16 protein-coding genes and 1 other RNA gene are annotated in these 22,914 nt (G+C 61.1%); 10 read left to right on the top strand and 7 right to left on the bottom strand.

Going from position 1 to position 22,914, the window contains the following annotated elements; all coding sequences use genetic code 11:
• Nucleotides 1–3 precede the first annotated feature (3 nt).
• Nucleotides 4–1,719, top strand: a complete 1,716-nt coding sequence (locus NQ519_RS14795; protein WP_019150382.1) for a phosphoethanolamine transferase — start codon at nt 4–6, stop codon at nt 1,717–1,719.
• 54 nt (nt 1,720–1,773) lie between these two features.
• Here NQ519_RS14795 and NQ519_RS14790 read toward each other — a convergent pair whose 3' ends face one another.
• Nucleotides 1,774–1,947: a histone H1-like protein Hc1 gene (locus tag NQ519_RS14790; RefSeq protein ID WP_019150383.1), complete on the bottom strand. Its 174-nt coding sequence runs from the start codon at nt 1,945–1,947 to the stop codon at nt 1,774–1,776.
• Between the two features lie 165 nt (nt 1,948–2,112).
• Here NQ519_RS14790 and NQ519_RS14785 point away from each other — a divergent pair, with 165 nt between their 5' ends.
• From NQ519_RS14785 to NQ519_RS14745, 9 genes are all read left to right on the top strand, one after another.
• Entirely contained in the window at nt 2,113–3,222 is a 1,110-nt protein-coding gene (locus NQ519_RS14785; protein ID WP_019150384.1) for an efflux RND transporter periplasmic adaptor subunit, read from the top strand.
• Nucleotides 3,223–3,226: 4 nt separating this feature from the next.
• Nucleotides 3,227–6,364, top strand: a complete 3,138-nt coding sequence (locus tag NQ519_RS14780; RefSeq protein WP_019150385.1) for an efflux RND transporter permease subunit — start codon at nt 3,227–3,229, stop codon at nt 6,362–6,364.
• Nucleotides 6,361–7,749 (top strand): efflux transporter outer membrane subunit, encoded by a 1,389-nt coding sequence (locus tag NQ519_RS14775; protein WP_019150386.1) that lies wholly within the window; start codon nt 6,361–6,363, stop codon nt 7,747–7,749. The genes NQ519_RS14780 and NQ519_RS14775 overlap by 4 nt, the downstream gene beginning before the upstream one ends.
• A gap of 107 nt (nt 7,750–7,856) precedes the next feature.
• The gene (gene feoB / locus NQ519_RS14770; protein ID WP_019150387.1) at nt 7,857–10,379 is read left to right on the top strand and encodes a ferrous iron transport protein B; all 2,523 of its coding nucleotides are present in this window, start codon (nt 7,857–7,859) and stop codon (nt 10,377–10,379) included.
• A 3-nt stretch (nt 10,380–10,382) separates the two neighbouring features.
• A complete protein-coding gene (locus NQ519_RS14765; protein WP_019150388.1) occupies nt 10,383–10,541 on the top strand; it encodes a FeoB-associated Cys-rich membrane protein in 159 nt (52 codons plus the stop codon).
• 33 nt (nt 10,542–10,574) lie between these two features.
• Nucleotides 10,575–10,946, top strand: coding sequence for a CidA/LrgA family protein (locus tag NQ519_RS14760; RefSeq protein ID WP_019150389.1), 372 nt, complete (start codon nt 10,575–10,577; stop codon nt 10,944–10,946).
• Complete coding sequence (locus tag NQ519_RS14755) at nt 10,939–11,637, top strand: LrgB family protein (RefSeq protein ID WP_019150390.1); 699 nt, start codon at nt 10,939–10,941, stop codon at nt 11,635–11,637. Before NQ519_RS14760 ends, NQ519_RS14755 begins: the two co-directional genes overlap by 8 nt.
• An 89-nt stretch (nt 11,638–11,726) precedes the next feature.
• Nucleotides 11,727–13,391 (top strand): putative transporter, encoded by a 1,665-nt coding sequence (locus NQ519_RS14750; RefSeq protein WP_026076449.1) that lies wholly within the window; start codon nt 11,727–11,729, stop codon nt 13,389–13,391.
• Nucleotides 13,392–13,494: 103 nt separating this feature from the next.
• Nucleotides 13,495–14,682: a pyridoxal phosphate-dependent aminotransferase gene (locus tag NQ519_RS14745; RefSeq protein WP_019150392.1), complete on the top strand. Its 1,188-nt coding sequence runs from the start codon at nt 13,495–13,497 to the stop codon at nt 14,680–14,682.
• Between the two features lie 121 nt (nt 14,683–14,803).
• Here NQ519_RS14745 and NQ519_RS14740 read toward each other — a convergent pair whose 3' ends face one another.
• The 6 genes from NQ519_RS14740 to NQ519_RS14715 form a co-directional block, all read right to left on the bottom strand.
• Entirely contained in the window at nt 14,804–15,952 is a 1,149-nt protein-coding gene (locus NQ519_RS14740) for an acyltransferase family protein (RefSeq protein ID WP_019150393.1), read from the bottom strand.
• 4 nt (nt 15,953–15,956) lie between these two features.
• Nucleotides 15,957–16,397, bottom strand: coding sequence for a peptidylprolyl isomerase (locus tag NQ519_RS14735; protein WP_019150394.1), 441 nt, complete (start codon nt 16,395–16,397; stop codon nt 15,957–15,959).
• Between the two features lie 22 nt (nt 16,398–16,419).
• Nucleotides 16,420–17,553: an acyltransferase family protein gene (locus NQ519_RS14730; RefSeq protein WP_019150395.1), complete on the bottom strand. Its 1,134-nt coding sequence runs from the start codon at nt 17,551–17,553 to the stop codon at nt 16,420–16,422.
• A gap of 54 nt (nt 17,554–17,607) precedes the next feature.
• The gene (gene purT / locus NQ519_RS14725; RefSeq protein ID WP_019150396.1) at nt 17,608–18,777 is read right to left on the bottom strand and encodes a formate-dependent phosphoribosylglycinamide formyltransferase; all 1,170 of its coding nucleotides are present in this window, start codon (nt 18,775–18,777) and stop codon (nt 17,608–17,610) included.
• Nucleotides 18,778–18,997: 220 nt separating this feature from the next.
• Nucleotides 18,998–19,401, bottom strand: a transfer-messenger RNA (tmRNA) gene (gene ssrA / locus NQ519_RS14720).
• Between the two features lie 97 nt (nt 19,402–19,498).
• Complete coding sequence (locus NQ519_RS14715) at nt 19,499–22,696, bottom strand: ATP-binding protein (protein ID WP_026076450.1); 3,198 nt, start codon at nt 22,694–22,696, stop codon at nt 19,499–19,501.
• Between the last annotated feature and the right edge of the window lie 218 nt (nt 22,697–22,914).

Raw genomic sequence — 22,914 nt, 5'->3', positions numbered from 1 at the left:
CTTATGAGTGCTGATACGAACCGGAAAAACAGACGGCAAACGGTCAAGACCCGCAGCCGCTTCACGACGCTGCTGACCGTCTATTTCTTCGTGGCGCTGATCATTCCCAACTGCGTGCTGGCCAACACCGAACCCTATTCGGTGTGGACCGTCGAGGCGCTGATCCTCATGCCGCTGGGATTCTACATGATGTGGAGCGTGGCCCTGCGCCGTTCGGGCGTGATGATCTGGCTGGCGTTCCCGTTCATCTTCTTCTGCGCCTTCCAGATCGTGCTGTTATACCTCTTCGGCAACTCGATCATCGCCACCGACATGTTCACCAACCTCCTGACGACCAATCCGGGCGAGGCGGGCGAACTGCTGGGCAACATCTACCCTTCGGTGGTGCTGGTATGCGTCATCTACCTGCCGCTGCTGTGGCTCGCGGCGCGCGAGATCGGCCACAAACGCTACATCACGCGCACGGCGCGCATGAACATCGGACTGACCGGTGCGGCGCTCTTCGCGCTGGGACTGCTGGCCCTGTGGCCCGCCTACCATGTGAGCGAGGATCGGCACGTGCTGCGCGACGAAATCTTCCCCCTGAACGTTCTCTACAACCTCGGACTGAGCGGCTCGGAATTCCGCAAGTCGTTCAACTACGAAAAGACCTCCGCCGGATTCAGCTACGAAGCCGAGCGCACGGCCGAAGTCCCCGGACGCGAGGTCTATGTATATATTATAGGTGAAGCCTCGCGGGCCATGAACTGGCAGCTCTACGGCTACGGGCGCGAGACCAATCCCCTGCTGTCGCAGGAAGAGGGGCTGGTGGTGTTCCGCGACGTGCTGACCCAGAGCAACACCACGCACAAGAGCGTGCCGCTGATCCTTTCGTCGGTGGCCACCGACGAACACGACGAACTGTACCGCCGCAAGGGACTTCCGGCGCTGTTCAACGAGGCGGGCTTCGACACGTGGTTCATCTCCAACCAGTCGCGGCAGGGCGCCATGATCGACCATCTGGCCCATGACGCCAAGCATCTGATTTACATCCGTTCGCCGCGCCACGACACGCAGCTGCTCGACGAGATGCGCAAGGCAATCGAAAAAAGCACCTCCCGGAAACTTTTCTTCATTCTCCACTGCTACGGGTCTCATTTCAGCTATCACCAGCGTTACCCGCGGGAGTTCGCATATTTCCAGCCCGACAACGATGTGGCGATCGCCAAACAGCACCGGCCGATGCTGGTCAACGCCTATGACAATTCGGTCCGCTATACGGATTACGTGCTGTCGAAGATCATCGACTACCTCGGGTCGCTCGAAAACACCTCCTCGGCGCTGCTCTACTGCGCCGACCACGGAGAAGACCTGATCGACGACCACCGGGAGCGCTTCCTTCACGCCTCGCCCACCACTACGGCCTATCAGCTCTACGTGGCGTCGCTGGCGTGGTTCTCGGAGAGCTACCGGGAACGCTTCCCCGAAAAGGTCGCCGCCGCCGAGGCCAATGCGACGGCTCCGGCCACGACGCACGCATTGTTTCACACCATGGCCGACATGGCTTCGATCCGGGGGCGGTTCCTCACGACGAAGGTGTCGCTCGTGAGTCCCGATTTCGACCGCACGGCCCCGCGTCGCTATCTGAACGACCACAACGAAGCGGTACCCTACCGCAAGACGGGACTCCGGCCCGAAGATATGGAGGTGTTCCGGCGTTACGGAATTGAACTGAACTGAAAACAATAAAGGCTGTCCTTGCGGACAGCCTTTATTGCGAAATTCGGGTTCGAATTATTTCGCAGCCTCTACGGAAACCTTGCGGAACTCCTTCATCAGCTTCGAAAGCTCCAGGGCCGATTTGCGTGCGCGGGTGCCGGCAGCCTTGTTGTTCTTCTCGACCTGAGCAGCTGCGTTGGCTGCAAATACCTCGAACTCTGCGTTGATTTTTGCTACTAATTCTTTCATGGTTTTATTTGTTAATTGGGTTTGTTATCAACGCAAAGATATAAAAATATTCTAAACTCCATCTCCCGGGACACGAAAAAACAGCGTTTTTTCATTAAAAAAGTCCGTTTTACGGGGGTGACGGTACGTTTTTTGCCCTCGTCCGGGGGTAAAACATCCCCTTCTATGGATAAATTCTACCTTACAGCCGGCCTCTTTGCAGCGCTCCTCGCGGGCTGCGGAAAACATGCTTCCCGGCAGGAGATGCCTCCCCTGCGGGTCGAGGTGGCCGAGGCCGTCGTGGACTCCGTTCCCAACCGGATGAGTTTCATCGGCTACCTTGCGAGCAATTTCGACGCCGTGATCCAGCCGCGCGTGAACGGCTACCTGTCGTCGAAGCGTTACAGCAACGGCATGCCCGTCAAACGGGGGCAGCTGCTGTTCACCATCGACCCCGACCAGCTTTCGACCTCGATGCTGGCGGCCGAAGCCCAGCTGGAATCGGCTCGGGCGCAGGCCATCGAAGCGCGCAACAACTACGACCGTGCGGTGCCGCTGGCAAAGATCAATGCCATCAGCCAGGCGCAGCTGGACCAGTACACCGCGCAATGGAAGGCCGCCGAAGCCTCGGTACGCGCCGCCGAACAGACGCTCAGCAGCGCCCGGATGAACGTCGGCTATGCCGAACTGCGCTCTCCGATCGACGGCATCGTCGAACACACGGCGGCGCACGTGGGCGACTACGTGGGTCCCGGCACGCAGTTCAGCGTGCTGACGACCGTGTCGAACATCGACACGGTGACCGTGGACGTGGCGATCCCGATGTCGCAATACCTGCGCTATGCCGGCAACCGGACCTCGATCTATGACAACGAGGGGCTGCTCTCGAACATCCGCCTCGTGCTGGCCGACGGCACGCAGTATCCCCACGAGGGACGCTACGATTATACGCGCAAGGACGTGTCGAGCACCACGGGAACGCTGGTGCTGGTGGTGATGTTCCCCAATCCCGACGAGGCGCTGAAGCCCGGGCAGTTCGCCCGCGTGGAGGCCAACGTGGGCCCCGTGCGGCCGCGTGTCGTCGTACCTCAGCAGGGTGTGAGCCAGGCCCAGGGCCTCAGTTCGGTGTGGGTAGTCGCGGCCGACAGCACGGCGCACTACCGCCGCGTCATCCCGGGCGACACCTACGGCGCGCTGTGGTGCATCGACGAGGGGCTGGAACCGGGCGAACGGATCGTGGTCGCCGGGCAGCAAAAGCTGCGCAACGGCGCGAAAGTGATTCCCGAAAAGAGATAGCCCTATGGAGAAATTTTTCATCTCGCGTCCGATCTTCGCCATCTCGCTGGCCATCGTCATCGTGCTCGTGGGGCTGATCTCGATCACGCAGTTGCCGATCGAACAGTATCCCGACATCACGCCCCCGGTCGTGGAGGTCTCGGCGACCTACGACGGCGCCGATGCCGAAACGGTGAACAACGCCGTGGCGACGCCCGTGGCCCAGGCCGTGATGGGCGTCAGCGACATGCTCTACATGCAGGCCACCTCGGCCAACGACGGGTCGATGACCTTGCAGGTCACGTTCGACATCGGCTCCGATCTCGATCTGGACGCCATCTTCACTCAGAACAACGTCTCGTCGGCCACGGCCGAACTCCCGGCGACGGTCACCCGGCAGGGCGTCACCACGCGCAAGACCATGACGGGATTCCTGATGGTCTACTCGCTCCACAGCGACGGCCGCTACGACGGGGAGTTCCTCTCGAACTACGCCTATATCAACCTGCAAAACGAACTGCTGAAGATCGACGGCGTGGGCAAAGTCTCGATCATGGGCGCCGGAGAGTACGCCATGCGCATCTGGCTGCGGCCCGACGTGCTGAAATACTACGGCATCGCCGTGGACGAGGTGACGGCGGCCATCGAACAGCAGGGAGGCATCTACCCCGCCGGGCAGTTCGGGGCCGAACCGGCTCCCGACGGCGTGGCCTACACCTATACGGTGACCATGCCGCCGCAGATCTCCACCGCCGAAGAGTTCGCCGACATCGTCGTGCGCACGACCTCCTCGGGCGAGCAGATCCGTCTGGGCGACATCGCCGAGGTGTCGCTCGGAAGCCAGACCTACGGCGTCAGTTCGTCCTACGAGAGCGATCCGACGGCCATGATCGTCATCTACCAGCAGCCGGGCAGCAACGCCGTGGCCGTCGGCGGCAAGATCAAAGCCGCGATGGAACGGCTCGCGGAGCGTTTTCCCGACGGCATCGAAGCCGCCACGATCGTCGATACCACGACGAGCATCGACGCCGGCGTGAGGGACATCTTCCGCACGCTCATCATCGCGCTCCTGCTCGTCATCTTCATCATCTATCTCTTCTTGCAGGACTGGCGGGCGACCGTGATTCCGCTGGTGGCGATACCCGTGTCGCTCGTCGGCGCCTTCGCGCTGTTTCCCCTGCTCGGATTCTCGATCAACATCATCTCGCTGCTGGGGCTCGTGCTGGCCATCGGACTGGTCGTGGACGACGCCATCGTGGTCGTCGAGGCTGCGCAGGTGAATATCGAACGGGGCATGAAACCCCGTGCGGCGGCGCTGGAAGCCATGCGCAACGTGGCTTCGCCGATCGTCGCCACGACCGTCGTGCTGCTGGCCGTCTTCGTCCCCGTGTCGTTCACGGGCGGCATCACGGGACGGCTGTTCCAACAATTTTCGGTCACCATCGCCGTGTCGGTGGTCATCTCGGCATTCAACGCCCTGACCCTCTCTCCGGCGCTCTGCGCCCTGCTCCTCCGCCACCGGGAACCGTCGCAGAAAGGCTTTTTCGCGGCTTTCAACCGCTGGTTCGCCCGGCAGATGGACCGCTATACGGCCTTCACTCCGACGCTGATGCGCCACGTCGCCCGCACGGGGCTGTTCGTGGCCGTGGTTCTGGGGGCGATCTTCGTGGTGTGGCGCAAACTGCCCGCGGGATTCCTCCCCGAAGAGGATCAGGGTTATGTGATGGTGATGGTCTCGACGCCCGAAGCCTCGTCGCTGCAAGTGACCCGAAAGACCATGACCGACGCCGATACCGTGATCCGCACGCTTCCCGAGGTCGCCTCCACGTCGTTCGCCGCAGGGTTCAACATGATGGCCGGCATCGCCTCGACCTCGAGCGGCATCATCTTCGTCAAACTCGTCGATTACTCCGACCGAAAGCTCTCGGCCATGCAGATCGCACAAAAACTCACCGACGAACTTTACGTGGCGGTCGCCGGGGCCGAATGCTATGCCTTCATTCCGCCCTCGATTCCGGGGCTGGGCGTCACGTCGGGCGTCTCGGTCGAGGTGCAGGACCTCGAAGGGCGCGGCACGGCCTACCTGCTGGAAAACGCCGAACGGCTGATGGACTCGCTGCGCAAAAGCCCCTCCGTCGCCTCGGTCACCACGCAGTTCGACGCCGGGGTGCCCCAGCGGCGGCTGCGCATCGACAAACAGCAGGCGCTGGCCGCGGGCGTGGATCTCGGGACGTTGTACGGCGAGCTGACCACCCTCTTGGGCGGCACCTACATCAACAATTTCACGCGCTTCGGCAAGCTCTATCAGACCTACGTGCAGGCCGCGCCCGACTACCGCCTCGACCGGCGTTCGCTGGACAGCTACTATGTCACCTCGGCATCGGGCGAAAGCGTCCCCGTGGCGTCACTCGTCGAGGTGGCCGACACCGTGGGCGTGGAGTACGTCTCGCAGTTCAACCTCTACCGCTCCGTATCGCTTACCGTCACCCCCGCCGCACGGGCTTCGACGACGACCGTCATGCAGGAGATCACGGCGACAGCCGCTGCCGTGCTGCCCGACGACATCGGCACGGCATGGAGCGGCACCTCGTATCAGGAGGCCAACGCCTCGAAGACCGGCGGACTGGTCTATGCGCTGGCGCTCGTGTTCGTGTTCCTCGCGTTGGCGGCCCTGTACGAATCGTGGGGACTGCCGCTGGCGATTCTGATGAGCGTCCCGGTGGCGGTGCTCGGGGCCGTGCTGTTCGTCGGCGGCACGCACCTGATGAATGCGCTCTATGTCAACGACATCTACATGCAAATTTCGCTCGTTATGCTGATCGGACTGGCGGCCAAGAACGCCATTCTGGTCGTCGAATACGCCGACCGGCTGTTCCGCGAGCAGGGCGCGTCGCTGATGGATGCGGCCATCGGGGCCGCGAAACTCCGCGTGAGGCCGATTATCATGACCGCCTTCGCCTTCATCCTGGGCGTCATGCCGCTCGTCTTTGCCAGCGGCGTCTACGCCACGGCCCGCAACATCATGGGCGTGGCCCTCGTGGGCGGCATGCTGTTCGCCACCCTGCTGGGCATCTTCGTCTACCCTGCGTTGTACTATTTCGTCGGGAAGATCGGCCGCTTCGAACAGCGCCGCGAACGTCAAAAAACGGAGGAAGCACAATGAAAACGAAACTTACGATCACCGCCGCCGTCGTGATGCTGGCCGCCTGCACCCCGAAATTCTATCCGCCGCAGGTCGCCACGCCCGAAAACTATCTCTACGGCGAGGGGTTCTCGCAGGACACGACGGGCGTAGGCGAACGCTGGTGGGAACTCTTCGGCGACACGACGCTCAACGCCTTCGTCGAACGGGCGCTGGCTAACAACCGCGACGTGGCCGCGGCCGCCGCACGGGTCGAGGAGGCCCGGGCCAACCTCCGGACCGTGCGGGCGCAATACCTGCCGCAGATCGGCATCGGGGCCTCGGCCGAGGGCGAATACACCCCCGAAACCAAGATCGAGCAGTCGTATGCCGTCGAGCCGACCCTCTCGTGGGAGCTGTCGCTTTTCGGAGCCCTGCGCAACGCCAAACGCGCCGCAAAGGCCGAGATCGCCTCGACCGAATGGGCACTGGCGGGCGTCCGCCTCTCGCTGGCCGCCGAGGTCGCCACGACCTATTTCACGCTGCTGGAGTACGAGCGCGACCTTTCGATCGCCCGTCAGACCCTTCGGCTGCGGCGCGAATCGGCCGCGCTGATCGACTCGATGTTCCGCTACGGCATGTCCGACGGCGTGGCGCTGGAGCAGGCCCGGAGTCTGGTCTACACCGCCGAGGCCGACATTCCGCAATACAGCCGCGCCGTGGAGCAGACGTGGCTTTCGATGGGCATACTGCTGGGTGAAACGCCCTCGCGGGTGCAGCTCTCCGGAGCGGGCCAGCGCCTGCTGACCGACTGCCTGCCCGCAGAGATTCCCGTGGGTCTGCCGTCGGAGCTTCTGAAACGGCGTCCCGACATCCGTGAAGCGCATTTCAACATGCTGCGAGCCGCTGCGCAGGCCGGGCAGGCGCGGAGCGCCCGTTTCCCGTCCATCTCGCTGACAGCCAAAGGCGGAGTGGCATCCAACTCGATCAAAGGTTTAACAGCTGCGAATCCCTGGGCATGGGATGCGCTGGGGTCCGTGGCCGAACCGATCTTCGGATTCGGAAAGCTCCGCAATGCCGAACGGGCCGCGATGGCGGCCTATACGCAGTCGGCGAAGAGTTACGAGCAGACCGTGCTGACGGCCTTCGCCGATGTCGAAAAGGCGCTGGTGGCCATCACGACCTACCGCGACCAGACCGGGCGCACGGGCGAACTGCTGCTCTCGAACGACCGTGTCGCCACGATGACCCGCGCACTCTACCGCAGCGGACTGTCGGACTACCTCGATGTGATCGACGCCGAGCGCAGCCTCTACCAGACGCAAATGGAGCTGGTGAACCTCGTGGCGCAGCAGTATATCAACTACGTCACGCTCTGCAAGGCGCTGGGCGGCGGCTGGAACGACACAATTGAGAATCAGGAATGAAAATTTTACGTTGACAGTATGTTGTCAGAATAGTGGAACTATACCTATTTGTAGGGATTGTGTATTTCGCGGTAAAATAGTACCTTTGGGACGCAAAATAGAAGAAAATGCGTCTATCCGAACTTAAAACCGGCGAATCGGGGACGATCGTCAAGGTGATGGGCCACGGAGGCTTCCGCCGCCGCATCATGGAGATGGGATTCGTCCGCGGACAGCGGGTCGAAGTGCTTCTGAATGCGCCCCTGAAAGACCCGATCGAATACAAGATCATGGGCTACGACATTTCGCTGCGGCGCAGCGAGGCCGACATGGTCGAGGTGCTCACCGACAGCGAGGCCACCGAATACCTCGAAGGCGGACATCGCCGCCATCATCACGAGCATCACCATCATCACGGCCCCGGCGGGGAACCGGAACGGAACGACGCATTCGGAGCTGCGGAGTCCGGCGCAGAATGTTGCACGAGCATCGACGAAGTGGTGACACGCCGCACGCGGACCATCACGGTGGCGCTGGTAGGCAATCCCAACAGCGGCAAAACCTCGCTGTTCAACGCCATCTCGGGCGGTCACGAACACGTGGGCAATTACAGCGGCGTGACCGTCGGCGCCAAGATCGGCAGCTGCGTCTACCGCGGCTACCGCTTCGAGGTCACCGACCTGCCCGGCACCTACGCTCTCTCGGCCTACACGCCCGAGGAGCGTTACGTGCGTCATCATTTGGCTGAGAGCATCCCCGATGTGGTGATAAACTCCGTGGTCGCCTCGAATTTGGAACGCAATCTTTACCTGACCACCGAACTGATCGACATAAACCCGCGTATGGTCGTGGCGCTCAACATGTACGACGAGCTGCAAGCCAGCGGAGCCACCCTCGACTACGAGAATCTGGGCCGCATGCTGGGCGTGCCGATGGTGCCCGTCGAGGCGCGCAACCACCGCGGCATCGACACTCTGCTGGACACCGTGATCGATGTCTACGAGAACCGCGACGAGCGCGTGCGCCATATCCATATCAACATGGGTCCCGTGATCGAAGAGGGGCTGCGCAGACTCAACGGCGACATGAGCGACCACCGCGACGAACTGCCCAAGGCTTTCCCGCCCCGCTACTATGCGATGAAGATGCTCGAAGGCGACGCCGAGGCCGAAAAGAGTCTCCGCGAATGCAGGAGCTACCCCGAGTGGGCCGAAATCCGCGACCGCGAGGCCCGGCGCATCACCGAAGCGCTGGGCGAGGATGTCGAAACGGCCTTCGCCAACCAGAAATACGGATTCATCCAGGGAGCCCTGAAGGAGACTTTCACCCCCGGGCGGCGCGAGGAGGTCACGACGACGGCCGTGATCGACACCTTCGTGACGCACAAGCTGTGGGGATTCCCGATCTTCTTCGCGCTGATGTGGTTCATGTTCTGGTGCACGTTCAGCCTCGGAGCCTATCCGCAGGAGTGGATCGACGCGCTGGTGGGATGGATCGGCGGCGGCGTGGACGCCCTGCTGCCCGCCGGACCGCTGCGCGACCTGCTGGTGGACGGCATCATCGGCGGCGTGGGCGCCGTCATCGTCTTCCTCCCGAACATCATGATTCTCTACCTCTTCATCTCGTTCATGGAGGATTCGGGTTATCTGGCCCGTGCGGCGTTCATCATGGACCGCGTGATGCACCGCATCGGCCTGCACGGAAAGTCGTTCATCCCGCTCATCATGGGATTCGGCTGCAACGTCCCCGCGATCATGGCGTCGCGGACCATCGAAAGCCGAAGCAGTCGCCTGATAACCATACTCATTACGCCATTCATGTCATGCAGCGCTCGAATTCCGATCTACCTGCTGCTGACGGGGACGTTCTTTGCCGCGAACGCCGGGTCGGTGATGCTGGGGCTCTACGTGCTGGGCATCGTGTTGGCCGTCGTCACGGCGCGGCTGATGCGGCGGTTCCTCTTCCCGGTGGACGAAACGCCGTTCGTGATGGAACTTCCGCCCTACCGTCTCCCGACGTGGAAAACGACCCTCACGCACATGTGGGACAAGTGCGCGCAATACCTTAAAAAGATGGGCGGCATGATCCTGATCGCCTCGGTGATCGTCTGGTTTCTGAGTTACTACCCCCGCACGGACGAGACTGCCGGAACCGAGAACCACTACGCAAACTCCTATCTGGGACGTTTGGGCAAGGGGTGCGAACCGGTGTTCAGCCCGCTGGGATTCAACTGGAAGGCCAGCGTGGCGCTGTTGTCGGGGCTTCCGGCCAAGGAGATCGTGGTCTCGACGCTGGGCGTGCTTTACTCCGAAGGCGCCGTGACGACGCCCGCTGAGGGAGAAATCATCGGCGGTGCGGACGGCACGACCGAGATCGTCGTCGCGGAATCCGCGGCGAAAGAGCCCTCCGAGCCCGCCGGGGACGAAGAAACGGCCTCGCTGTCGCAGCGGCTGCTGGCGAGCGGCGACTTCTCGACCGCTTCGGCGCTGGCGTTCCTCGTCTTCATCCTGCTCTACGTCCCCTGCATCGCCACGGTGGTCGCCATCGGTTCCGAAGCCGGATGGAAATGGGCCGCGGCGTCGGTCGTCTACAACACGGCGATGGCTTGGCTCGTAGCATGGATCGTCTACCGCATCGTCCTGTTATTCTGAACGATGGACTGGCAGGATTATATCGTGGGGGCTATCGGGATCGCCGCGGTGGCGGCAGCGGCCCTGCGGCTGTGGAGGCTCGCGTGCGGGAAACGCCGGGGAGGCTGTGCGTCGTGCGCCTCGGAACAATGTCCGCTGAAAAAGCACAACCGAAAGAATTAAATCTTATCTTTGCGGCCGCAAACAAAAACGAACGTGGTCGGACTTTTCTACATCCTGCTTTTCTGGCTCATCGGCAATGCGCTGAGCCTCGTGACCGGAGGATATGTCTCGGGGAACATCATCGGCATGATCCTGCTCTTCGCGGCGCTGTGCATGCGCTGGGTGCGGGCCGAAACGGTGCGTCCCGCGGCGCGCTTCCTGCTGGGGGTCATGGCGCTGTTTTTCGTGCCCTACGGCGTGGGGCTGATGGACTCCTACCGCGTGATCCTCGAAAATCTCGGGGCCATCGTCGTCTCGGGAATCGTCTCCACGATCGTCGTGCTGCTCATCACGGGCAAGACCTTCCAGAGCCTGAACCGCCGCGCCCGTCTGCGGCACATCAAACATCTCCGCCACGATGCCTGACGCCTCTTTCCTCTCCTCGGACCTCTTTCTGCTGACCCTCACCGTGGGGCTTTATTGTCTGGGCGGCGCGATCTACCGCCGCACGCGGCTGCCGCTGCTGCACCCCGTGCTGCTGACTTTCGTCGCCGTGATCGTCTTTCTGCGCTGTGCAGGAATCGGCTACGCGCGCTATCAAGAGGCGACGGGCGTACTCAATTTCGCCCTCGGGATGTCGGTCGTGGCACTGGGATACCTCCTCTACGAACAACTGGAACGCCTGCGCGGGAGCCTGCTGCCCGTGGGCATCGCCACCCTCGTCGGATGCGTCGCAGGGGTGCTGAGCGTGGTTTACATCGCCATGATGTTCGGCACCGAACGCCAGATACTGACCTCCATAGCCCCCAAATCGGTCACGGTGCCGATCGCCGTGTCGGTCTCGGGACCGCTGGGCGGCAACGTGTCGGTAACATCGGTGGTGGTTTTCTGCGTGGGAATTTTCGGCAGCATCTTCGGCGAATGGATACTGCGCCGCTGCGGCGTCCGCGATCCCGAGGCGCGGGGATTCGCGCTCGGAGCCGCCGCACACGGCATCGGGACGGCCCGGGCCATCGAAATGGGGGCCGCCGAAGGGGCTCTGAGCGGCCTGGCGATGGCCCTGATGGGGCTTGCGACGGCGTTGCTGATGCCGCTGATGGAGAAGTATCTGTATTGAGGAAAATTCTTTTCCCGAAAAGTTTTTTATTTCTGCGATAAGTAGTAATTTTGCGCCCGACTCGACAAAAGGCACAAAATTAGGTTAATATGGAGTGGTTGTATACCCTGTTTTTCGGCAACGGCATTGCCCATGCCGTACTTATTTTCGCGTTGGTAATCACCATCGGCATTCTGTTGGGAAAAGTTAAAATCGGAGGCATTTCGCTGGGTGTCACATGGATACTGTTCGTCGGCATCCTGTTCAGCCATTTCGGGATGACCGTCAACGGTGAAGTGAGGCACTTCGTGCAGGAATTCGGACTGATCCTTTTCGTCTTTTCGATCGGACTGCAAGTCGGCCCGGGATTCTTCGCGTCGTTCAAGCACGGCGGAATCACTCTCGTGGGATGCGCCACGGCGATCGTCCTGCTGGGCGTCGCAACGGCCTATGTCATCCACGTCGTGACCGGAACGCCCATTCCGACGATGGTCGGCATCCTCTCGGGCGCCGTGACCAACACCCCCGGACTGGGCGCCGCACAGCAGGCTTATGCCGACGCCTCGGGATTCAGCGATCCCAGCGTCGCGCTGGGCTACGCCGTGGCCTATCCGCTGGGCGTGGTGGGCATCATCTTCACGATGATCTTCATCCGCTATGCCCTGCGTGTGAAATTCGAAAAAGAGGACGAGGCGCTGGCCGCACTCTCCAAGGAGCAGAAATTCGCCGAGAAAGTCTCCGTGGAGTTCACCAACTCGATGCTCGACGGACGCACGGTGGGATACATGCGCGATCTGGTCAACCGTCAGTTCGTGATTTCGCGCATCAGGCACACCGACGGGGAGATCACGATGGCCGACGCCGACAGCGTGCTCCGTCTGGGTGACAAGCTGTGGATCATCTGTCAGGCCGAGGATGTCGAAGCCGTCGTGGCTTTCTTCGGGCATCGCGTGGAGCTCACCGACGAGGACTGGGGCAACAACACGCCCAATGCCGAGCTGATCTCGCGGCGCATCCTGATCACCAAATCGTCGATCAACGGCAAGAAATTCTCCGATCTCCGCCTGCGGACCAAATACGGAATCACGATCACCCGCGTCAACCGCGCCGGAGTGGATCTGATCCCCTATCAGGGGCTCGAATTGCAGGTCGGCGACCGCGTGATGGTCGTGGGACCCGAGAAGGCCGTGACACAGGTGGCCGACGTGCTGGGCAACTCGCTCAAAAAGCTCAACCAGCCCAATCTGGTGACGATCTTCGTGGGCATCGCCCTCGGAGTGCTGCTGGGATCGATTCCCCTGATGAACGTTCCGCAGCCCGTGAAACTGGGTCTGGCGGGCGGTCCGCTGATCGTGGCGATCCTGATCGGACGCTTCGGAACCCACTTCCACCTGGTGACCTATACCACCATGAGCGCCAACCTCATGCTGCGCGAAATCGGCATCGCGCTGTTCCTCGCAGCCGTGGGAATCGGCGCCGGGGACGGATTCATCGACGCCATTGCGGGAGGCGGTTACCGCTGGATCGGCTACGGCGTGATCATCACGGTCGTACCCCTGCTGATCGTCTCGCTCTTCGCACGGCTGAAGCTGAAAATGAACTACTATACGCTCATGGGAATGATCGCCGGCGCGATGACCGATCCCCCGGCGCTGGCCTATGCCAACGCCACGGCCGGAAACGACATGCCCGCCGTGGGCTATTCGACGGTCTATCCCGTAGTGATGTTCCTGCGGGTCCTGACAGCGCAAATATTCATACTGTTCGCATTGTAACAAAAAGCGGCCCGGGCCGCTTTTTTTGTTCCTATAATTTTTTAATATTTCCATTATTTCCTATCTTTGTCCGGAAATCATAATCCCAAACATAATTCAAGCTATGGCAAAAGCAGTCAACATCGCCCGTTCGCACCGGCTGGACGGCATCGGAGAGTACTATTTTTCGCGCCGTCTGCGCGAGATCGCCGAGATCGAAGCGGCAACGGGCCGCCAGATCGTAAAACTGGCCATGGGCAGCCCCGACCTGCCGCCCCACCACTCCGTGATCGACCGCCTTGCGAAAGAGGCGCAGCGTCCCGACGTGCACAAATACATGTCCTATCAGGGCGAACCCATCCTGCGAAAGGCTTTTGCCGACTGGTACAAGAAATGGTACCGCACGGAGCTCGATTTCAAATCGGAGGTGCTGCCCCTGATCGGTTCGAAGGAGGGTATCATGCATATCTGCATGACGTTCCTCAATAAGGGCGACAAGGTTCTCGTCCCGAACCCCGGCTACCCCACCTATTCGGCTGCCGTGCGTCTGGCAGGCGGCGAGATGCTGCCCTATGCGCTGAACAAGCAGACCAATTTCTACCCCGATTTCGACGCGATCGAAAAGGCCGGGCTCGACGGCGTGAAGATGATGCTCGTCAACTATCCCAACATGCCGACGGGACAGACGCCCTCGATGGAGCTGTTCCAGAAGATCGTCGATTTCGGCGCCAAGCACAATATCCTGATCGTGCACGACAATCCTTACAGCTTCATCCGCAACGCCGAACACCCGATCTCGATCATGGAGGCCGAGGGCGCGAAGGATGTGGCGCTGGAGATGAACTCGTTGTCGAAAGGCCACTCGATGGCCGGCTGGCGCGTGGGCGTCGTGGTGGGCAAAAAGGAGTGGATCGACTCGATCCTGACCTTCAAGTCGAACATGGACTCGGGTATGTTCTACCCCATTCAGGCCGCTGCCGCCACGGCGCTGTCGCTGGGTGAGGAGTGGTTCAAGGAGCTGAACGACATCTACTACGGCCGCGAGAAGCAGGCATACGAACTGCTCGACGCGCTGGGATGCCGCTACCGCAAGGGTCAGGCCGGCCTGTTCGTGTGGGCCGAGCTGCCCGAGGGCTACGAGGGCGACAGCTTTGCATTCTCGGACGAGGTGATGGAGAAGACCGACGTGTTCCTGACCCCCGGCGGAATCTTCGGATCGGAGGGCAAGCACTACATCCGCATCACCCTCTGCTGCCCTGAGGAGCTGTTGAAAAAGGCCACCGACAAGATCAAGATCGCTTTCGGCAAGTAAACGCCGCGACATACGAGAACAGAGAGCCGCCCCCGAAAAGGAGCGGCTCTCTGTTTTGTTATGTTCGACGGCGGAAGCGCAGAACAGGCCGGATAGCGTTATCGCCTCTAAGCCCTGCCTTTTAGCGGGGACGGGTGAGCCACTCGCGGACGGGCAGGTCGTAGAGCTTCAGGCAGGCCCAGGCCAGTCCGACAGACATGATGAATACCGAGACGCTGACGAAGATATGCGTGCTGAGCGGCGCATCGGGATTGCCCGCAGCCCATGCCATCTGCATATAGACCAGCGGATAATGCGTGATATAAAGCGGATAGGATATTTCGCCGAGGAATTTGCAGACGGCGATGGATTTGGCATCCGTGACGCGGCTTCCGGCACCCATCGAGACGATCAGCGGGAAGACGAGCAGGATCACCAGCGCCTGATAGACGCCGTTGAACCACGGTGTCGAGGGATCGCCGACATGAGGCATGACCAACGCCGCCGCAATGAGCAGCGAACACCACCAGAATCCGCCCCGCACCCGGATCAATGCCCCGAGGCGCGAGAGCAGCAGTCCCGCGAAGAAGGGGTACAGCAGGCGCGAGAAGCCGATGTAAATCTGCTCCGGAGTGACGCTCCATCCGCCGATGACGGTCCATGCCACGGAACGGTCGGCCGAAAGCAGGCCGAAGAGATTGAGGTTCAGCGTGAGATCGAGGGTCAGCACCGCGGCTGCGGCCACGAAGAAGCCGAGCAGGAGTTTCGAAAAACGGCGGATGACGAGCGCATAGAGGATGTTGGCTATGTACTCGTAGAGCAGCGACCACGCGGGACCGTTCAACGGACTGGTTTCACCCCACCCGCGGATGTCCCACGCCGGAGGCGCGGGGAGAATCGTGCAGGCGAGCAGGCAGATCAGCAGCACTTTCCACCACGCCACGTCGGCGATCATCGGGAACGCCGCGGCCTGGAAATAGAAGAAAAGCGCCCCGATGACCGACCCCATGACAACCATCGGATGCAGGCGGATGAGCCGCCGTTTGAAGAAATCTTTGAGCGACATGCGGTTCCAGCGGTCGTCGTAGGCATAGCCGATAACGAAGCCCGAAAGCACGAAGAAGAAATCGACGGCCAGATAGCCGTGGTTGAGAATCTGGAAAGCCTGTCCCCCGGAGTAGGTCTCGAAGAGGTGGAAGGCCACCACGATCAGCGCCGCCACGCCGCGAAGTCCGTCGAGGATCTCGTAGCGAGGTTTGGAGGCCAGATAACCGGCAGAGGTTGCAGTCATAGGCTTACTCTTCGACGATTCGGATGGATAGAATCTTGTCGCCGGGACGGATGTCGTCGATCACGTCCAATCCTTCGACCACTTGTCCGAAGCAGGTGTGGCGGCCGTCGAGATGTCGGGTGTTTTCGCGGTTGTGGCAGATGAAGAACTGCGAACCTCCCGTGTCGCGCCCGGCGTGGGCCATCGAGAGCACACCGCGGTCGTGACGCTGGCGCGGAGCCGAAGTCTCGCACTTGATGGTGTAGCCCGGACCTCCCGTACCGTCGCCCTTGGGGCATCCGCCCTGGATCACGAAGTCGGGAATCACGCGGTGGAACGTCAGTCCGTCGTAGAAATTGTGTTCGGCCAGCTCGACGAAATTGGCCACGGTTCCGGGAGTTTCGGCGGCGTAAAGCTCGGCTTTCATCACCCCTTTTTCGGTCGAAATGATTGCGTATTTTTTCATATCGTCGCTTGATTGATGTGTATCACTTTTTTTCGGTCCGCAGCAGGTGCTTCGACAGGAAGCGGCGGACGGGTTCGTCGTAGAGTTTCAGACACAGCCATGCCAGCAGAACCGAGCCCGCGACCAGCGCCGCAGCGCCGGGCAGGGACTCAGCGAAAGTCAGTTCTTCGTTCTTGACCCACGCATAATAAAGGTATATGAAGGGATAGTGGACCATATAGAGCGGATAGGAGATGTCGCCCAGGAATTTGCAGACCCGCGTGGTTATCCGGTCGGTGGTCCTGCCCGAAGCCGCCAGCCAGACGATCGCCGGGAAGAGGACGATGGCGCAGACGGCATCGTAAATTCCGTTCATCCACAGGTGCTCGCCGCCTCCGATGCGCGGCACGGCGGAGATGGCGACGATGGCGATACCACCGATCCAGAACGCACCTTTAATCTTTACGGGTCTGAATATCCGTGCCAGCAGCAGACCTGCCGGGAATGCGAACAGCAGACGCAGGGAACCGCCGAGGATGTTCTCCTCCGTCAGCGCGAACCCCACGCACAAGTCGCCGAGCGGTCCCCAGACGGCGAATGCCGCCAGTCCGCAGGCGGTCAGCAGGACCAGAACGGCGAGCGCACGGGTCGGAAGCAGCCGGATGAAGAAGGCATAAAGGATGTTGCCGATGTATTCGAAGAACAGCGACCAGCTGGGGCCGTTCAGCGGGTACATCTCCCCCACGCCCCGGATTTCGGCCCCGGGGGTCGCCGGAATCAGCAGAGCGTTCATCAGCGTGGCGAGGAGCAGCGCCCCGACCGACACCGTAGATACGTCCCAGACGGAGCATCCCTGGAAATAGAACATCACGGCGCCGATCAGGGCGCCGATGACGACCATCGGGTGCAGGCGGATGAAACGCCGTTTGAGGAACTCCCCGACCGTCATCTTCGTCCAACGGTCGTCGTAGGCGTAGCCGATGACGAAACCCGAGAGGATGAAGAAGAAATCGACGGCCAGGTAGCCGTGGTTGATCCGCTGGTCGAGGTGGCTGGTCGCATAAGCCTCGAACAGATGAAAGCACACGACCGTCAACGCGGCCACGCCGCGCAGTCCGTCGAGAATGTTATAATGCGGTTTGGTATCCGCAAATGCGGCTGCCGAAACGTCTGACATCTTATCTGTTTTTGGGGTCGTTCTTGTCTCTCCTCGCGCCGGGACGCCCGGTCGCTACTCCGTCACTTTCACCTTCGCGGCGGCGGCCTTCACGCGGTCGCGCAGGGCGTCGAGATCGCTGCCCAGCGGCTCGTAGCCCACGACGACGCCCATGCGGCGGTTCACGCGCGCCACGGGCTTCCCGAAAATGCGGATGTCGGTGCGGGGATCGTCGGCCACGGCCTCCTCCACGCCTTCGTAATGCGGCGTCTGCGTCGCCACGGGCGAGAGGATCACGGCGCTGGCGCCCAGCCGCTCGAACGTAATGGCCGGGATCGGAATCCCCAGCACGGCCCGCAGGTGGAGTTCGAACTCGTTGAGATTCTGCGTTCCGGCCAGCGTCACCATGCCCGTATCGTGCGGACGGGGCGACAGTTCGGAGAAATAGACCCCGTTGTCGTGGCTCAGGAAAAATTCCACGCCCCACAGCCCGGCGCCGGTGAGCGCTTCGGTGACGGCCGCAGCCATGCGCTGCGCCTCGGCAAGGTGTTCGGGAGCGATCTCGGGAGACTGGAAGCTCTCGCGGTAGTCGCCGCCCTTCTGCACATGGCCGATCGGCGGGCAGAACAGCGTCGGGCCGTTCTTCTGGGTGACGGTCAGCAGCGTGATTTCGCTGTCGAAACGGATGAACTCCTCGACGATCAGTTCGCGGATGTCGCCGCGCGAACCTTCGCAGCCGTAGCGCCATGCCTGTTCCAGCTCTTCGGGAGCCTTCACCACCGACTGACCCTTGCCCGAGGAGGACATCAGCGGTTTCACCACGCAGGGGAAGCCGATCTTTTCGGCGGCCTGCTGCAACTCCTCGAACGACGTGGCATAGAAATAACGGGCGGTTTTCAGTCCCAGTTCCTTGGCCGCCAGGTCGCGGATGGCCTTGCGGTTCATCGTGAAATTCACGGCCCGGGCGCTCGGCGCCACCTGCACCCCGGCCCGTTCGAAATCGTAGAGACGTTCGGTGCGGATAGCCTCGATTTCGGGAACGATGACATCGGGACGGTGTTTGGCGACCGCCGCCGCCAGTGCGTCGCCGTCGAGCATGTCGAAGACCTCGAAGGCGTCGGCCACCTGCATCGCGGGAGCTCCCGCATATTTGTCGCATGCCACGACGGTCTGGCCCAGCCGCTGAGCCGCAATCACGAACTCCTTGCCCAGTTCGCCCGAGCCCAGAAGCAGTATCTTTTTCATAAAGGTATGTAATTAAAAACGGTATCGAATCCATTTCGCCTGCGGAATCGGCATCCCGCCGGGCGTTTCGCAACGCAAAGATAAACTTTTCGGCCGAATTTTCCGTCTCTTTTCCCCATTTCTTCGACGGCGGCTTCCGTGCGGCGGACCGGAGAACCTTCGCACCGGCCGGAGCGTCTATCGGCTCCGCAAAAAAAGACGAGCGGTATCGCTCGTCTTTTCGTGGAGGTGGCGGGAGTCGAACCCGCGTCCAAACAGGGAACCCGAAAGCTTTCTACACGTTTAGCCGCCATTTGATCCTTCTCCCCGTGCCTGGCAGGCAGCGACCGAACACAGGGCCCAGTTCCTAAAATTTCGCACGACGGCCGGAACACTCCGCCGCACTATCTCTAAATGAATGATACCCCGTATGAAGAGCCGTTAAAGAGCGGAACGCCCCTTCGGGATACTCGTCGCCAAAGCGCCTGGGCTTCGGTGATTAAGCCAATTTTCCTTGAAAATTAGGCAGCGAGTGCAAGGCTGTTATTGCCATTTGTAGTTCGAGCATCGGGATTAACGAGCCGCCGCACAGCGCTCGACGTGCTTACAATCAAACTCTGCCTGCTGTCAAAACCGGGCACCCCCGGGTTTTTCCGGCGCAAAGCCAATCGGAAACCGATGCAAAGATAGTGCTTTTTTCCGAAATATCGGTCATGGCGGAAAATTTCCGCTCTCCGGCCGCTCATTCTCCCGCCAGCAGTCTGTGCAGCGTCTGCCGCAGCGTATCGCCCGTGAGGGGTTTGGCGAGGTATTCGTCGCATCCCGCTTCGAGGGCTTTCTGACGGTCGCGGTCGTAGGCGTAGGCCGTCACGGCGATGATCGGCACCCGGCTCCCGCTCCGGCGAATCTGCTGCGTGGCTTTCAGGCCGTCCATCACGGGCATCTGAATATCCATCAGCACGGCGTCGGGCTGAATCTGTTCGCACAGCCGCACGACCTCCTCGCCGTCGCCGGCGCGGATCACTTCATACTCCTTTCTGAGCATCAGCGACAACAGCAGGTAGTTGCTGTCGGTATCCTCGGCGATCAGCAGCACGGGGCGGCGTCCGCCGCGGGATGCCGGCTGCGCAGTCATCCGGGGCGGACAGGCCGTGTCGGAATCCGGAAGCGCCTCGGGAGTCCCCATCGGCACCGTAAACCAGAAACAGGCTCCCTCGCCCGGTTCCGACTCGACGCCGATCCGTCCGCCCATCTGTTCGACGATCGACTTCGAGATCGACAGACCGAGACCCGTGCCCTGCACGAAGCTGTTCAGTTTGACGAAGCGTTCGAAGATATTGTCCAGATGCTCTTTGTCGATGCCCGAACCGGTATCCTCGACCGCAAAGCGTATGCTGGTCCCTTCGACCGCATAGCTCAGCGTGATGCTGCCCTCGGCGGTGAATTTGACGGCGTTGTTGATGAAGTTGGTGATGACCTGCGTCAGGCGGCCTTTGTCGCCCAGGATGAAGCAGGGGCTTCCGGGACCGACGAAGCGCAGTTCGACGGGACGACCCTGCACTTTGAGGCTCAGCGAGCGCACCACCTCCTCGCACATCTGGTTCACATCGACCGGTCCGTAGTTGAACTCGAATGTTCCGGCCTCGATCTTCGAAAGGTCGAGAATGTCGGATATCAGCGTGAGCAGCAGGTCGTTGTTCTCCTCGACCACGCGCAGGTAGTCGCGCCGCTCTTCGGGATCGTCCGTTTCGGTCAGCAGATTCGAGAATCCCACGATGGCGTTCAGCGGCGTGCGTATTTCATGGCTCATATTGGCCAGAAAGGCCGATTTGAGCCGGTCGCTGACCTCGGCCTTGTTCTTGGCCTCGATCAGGTTCCGTTCGGTCATTTTCAGCTCCGTGATGTCGTAGTTGACGCTGACCATCTCGATCTTCGACGGATCGTTGTTCATCGGATTGCGCACCACGTTGATGCGTGTCCATTTCTCCGTGCCGTCGTCGTTCAGGATATGCAGGTCGAGGTTGAAGCTGTCCGATGTCCCGGCCTTGACGCGGGCGATATTTTCGAGGATCGACGCCCTATCGACGGGATCGACGTGGTCGTAGACGCCGATGATCCGGTCGAGCGGCGTATCGGGCCGCTCCCCGAGGTTCCGGTACCATTGGGGCACCCCGCTGCCGGCCCGCGTCAACAGGTCGAAGCGGCAGAAGCCCATCTTGCCCAGTTTGCTCACCAGCGCGAACGAACTCTCGAACTCCGCCAGCCGCGTGTGGGCGCGGTTGATCTCGGTGTTGTCGATGTTTATCAGCATGAAGTTGGAGATGTTCCCTTCGATGTCGTAGAGCATGTTGACCGTGGTGTAGATCTCCCAAAAGCCGGTCTTGGACGAGGTGTAATAACCGTTGAGCCGTTCGAAGGGATAGTTGACATAGAAGGCTTGTTCGAGTCCGGCGCGCACCCCCTCGCGCGCATCCTGCGGCACGAGCGGATTCTCGAAGAAGTTGAGCCCGAGAGCCTCTTCGCGGGTCACGCCGAAGATCTCCATGTCCTTGTTGTTGATGTCGATCAGCGTGCCGTCCGGGGCATAAAGCTCCACCCCGACCTGAATGTTGTCGAAAATATTGCGCAGGAAACGTTCGTTGCGGTAGAGCACCTCGTGGGCCTTGTGCACCTCGGTCAGGTCCGAGAAGAAGGCCACGACCTCCTCGGCGCACGGAGAGTAGAGGATGTAATTGAGGTAAAGTTTTTCGTCCCGCTCCAAACCGATGTGCCCCTCGACGTATCGTCCTGTCCGGAGCACCTCCGAGGCGTCTTCCAGCACCGGAGCCAGCTCGCCGCCGAGTTCCGAGGCCAGGTGACCGACGTAGAATTCGCGCGGAAGGTTCAGCATCTTGTCCGCGGCATCGTTCGTATCTATCACCCGGTAGTCGCGCGGCCGGCCCGCTTCGTCGCCGATCATCTTCATCCGGAGATACCCCATCGGCATATGCCGATAGAGGTTTTGCAGATAGAGCCGGTCGGCCTGCGCCGCCTGTTCGGAACGCTGCAAATCGAGGCACAGCCCGATGATGTTGGCCAGCGATGCGAACCACTGGCAGTCTTCGTCGGTCCACTCGCGGCGTCTGTCAACGATGTCGATGCCGGCATAGCCCCAAACCTTGTCCCGCGAGGCCAGCGGCATGATAAGCAGCGATTTGATCTTCTGCGCCGCCAGCAGGCCGTGTTCGCCCGCCGCCTCGGGAGGCAGATCGCGGATGTCGGAAAGAATGATGGAATTGCCCTTGGTGACTCGCTCCGTCCACCACGGGAAATCCTCCATCGAAAGCGAACTGAGCCGCTCCTGCTCGCAGGAAACGCCCGCGGCCGTCACTTCGTAGGTGCAGTTGTGGGTGCGCTGCTCCCAGTCGAACTCGATGATGTAGGCCCTGTCGCCGCGGAACATCGTGAGCACCTCGTAGAGGATTTTGTTGACCGTGTCCCGGGTCCTGCCGCTGTGCAGCAGCGCGAGCAGCGTATGCGAAATACTGTTGAGCCGGTAGAGCAGGTTGTCGATCCGGACGCGGTCGCGTCCGTTCTCCGAAGGCGGTTCGAATTCGATCTGCTGTACATAGCCGGTCATAACGTCACGGCCGTCGGGAGTCGTTTCCCGGCCGAGCACCTTCCATTGCAGCCACAGCCGGCGCCCGTCGGGCGCGATCAGGGGAATGGCGCGTTTGGGCGTATGCGCATCCTGCAACAGGCAATTCCCCGGTCCGAATATTTCGGCATAAGCCTCCGGGATCAGACTTTTCATTTCGTCGAATCCTACCTCCGGGGTGGAATACCGAAGCAGCCTCTGCAAAAAATCGGACATGTGAAATATCCGCCTCGTCATATCCGCCTCCCACCAGCCGGTCCCGGTATCTTGCAATACCGCTCGCAGTATCTCGTTTTCTTTCATCTATGATTCCCTTAGATATTTAGACAAAAATAGGTATCCGCCGTCGGAATTGCAAAATAAAAACGCGCGGTTTTGTAGACAAAAACGCCCGTTAACAACGGCATTCGGCCCTTTTTCCCGGACCGAATGCGTACGGAAGTTCCGATGGTGCTTTTTTTGCCCCGGGGTGCTTCGCGGGGACGATTTTTTGCTTATCTTTGATGTCGCAACGACACTTT

It is taken from the genome of Alistipes senegalensis JC50, assembly GCF_025145645.1.
Lineage (GTDB): Bacteria > Bacteroidota > Bacteroidia > Bacteroidales > Rikenellaceae > Alistipes > Alistipes senegalensis.
Note: the sequence above shows the minus strand (reverse complement) of the source record. Positions and strands in the feature narration are given on the sequence as shown.

What these genes read in the sequence shown, in the direction of transcription:
- purT (WP_019150396.1), bottom strand. Translation starts at nt 18,777, where the DNA reads ATGAAAAAGATACTGCTTCTGGGCTCGGGCGAACTGGGCAAGGAGTTC.
- NQ519_RS14755 (WP_019150390.1), top strand. Translation starts at nt 10,939, where the DNA reads ATGCCTGACGCCTCTTTCCTCTCCTCGGACCTCTTTCTGCTGACCCTC.
- NQ519_RS14785 (WP_019150384.1), top strand. Translation starts at nt 2,113, where the DNA reads ATGGATAAATTCTACCTTACAGCCGGCCTCTTTGCAGCGCTCCTCGCG.
- NQ519_RS14780 (WP_019150385.1), top strand. Translation starts at nt 3,227, where the DNA reads ATGGAGAAATTTTTCATCTCGCGTCCGATCTTCGCCATCTCGCTGGCC.
- NQ519_RS14740 (WP_019150393.1), bottom strand. Translation starts at nt 15,952, where the DNA reads ATGACTGCAACCTCTGCCGGTTATCTGGCCTCCAAACCTCGCTACGAG.
- NQ519_RS14715 (WP_026076450.1), bottom strand. Translation starts at nt 22,696, where the DNA reads ATGAAAGAAAACGAGATACTGCGAGCGGTATTGCAAGATACCGGGACC.
- NQ519_RS14790 (WP_019150383.1), bottom strand. Translation starts at nt 1,947, where the DNA reads ATGAAAGAATTAGTAGCAAAAATCAACGCAGAGTTCGAGGTATTTGCA.
- NQ519_RS14765 (WP_019150388.1), top strand. Translation starts at nt 10,383, where the DNA reads ATGGACTGGCAGGATTATATCGTGGGGGCTATCGGGATCGCCGCGGTG.
- NQ519_RS14730 (WP_019150395.1), bottom strand. Translation starts at nt 17,553, where the DNA reads ATGTCAGACGTTTCGGCAGCCGCATTTGCGGATACCAAACCGCATTAT.
- NQ519_RS14735 (WP_019150394.1), bottom strand. Translation starts at nt 16,397, where the DNA reads ATGAAAAAATACGCAATCATTTCGACCGAAAAAGGGGTGATGAAAGCC.
- NQ519_RS14745 (WP_019150392.1), top strand. Translation starts at nt 13,495, where the DNA reads ATGGCAAAAGCAGTCAACATCGCCCGTTCGCACCGGCTGGACGGCATC.
- NQ519_RS14795 (WP_019150382.1), top strand. Translation starts at nt 4, where the DNA reads ATGAGTGCTGATACGAACCGGAAAAACAGACGGCAAACGGTCAAGACC.
- feoB (WP_019150387.1), top strand. Translation starts at nt 7,857, where the DNA reads ATGCGTCTATCCGAACTTAAAACCGGCGAATCGGGGACGATCGTCAAG.
- NQ519_RS14750 (WP_026076449.1), top strand. Translation starts at nt 11,727, where the DNA reads ATGGAGTGGTTGTATACCCTGTTTTTCGGCAACGGCATTGCCCATGCC.
- NQ519_RS14775 (WP_019150386.1), top strand. Translation starts at nt 6,361, where the DNA reads ATGAAAACGAAACTTACGATCACCGCCGCCGTCGTGATGCTGGCCGCC.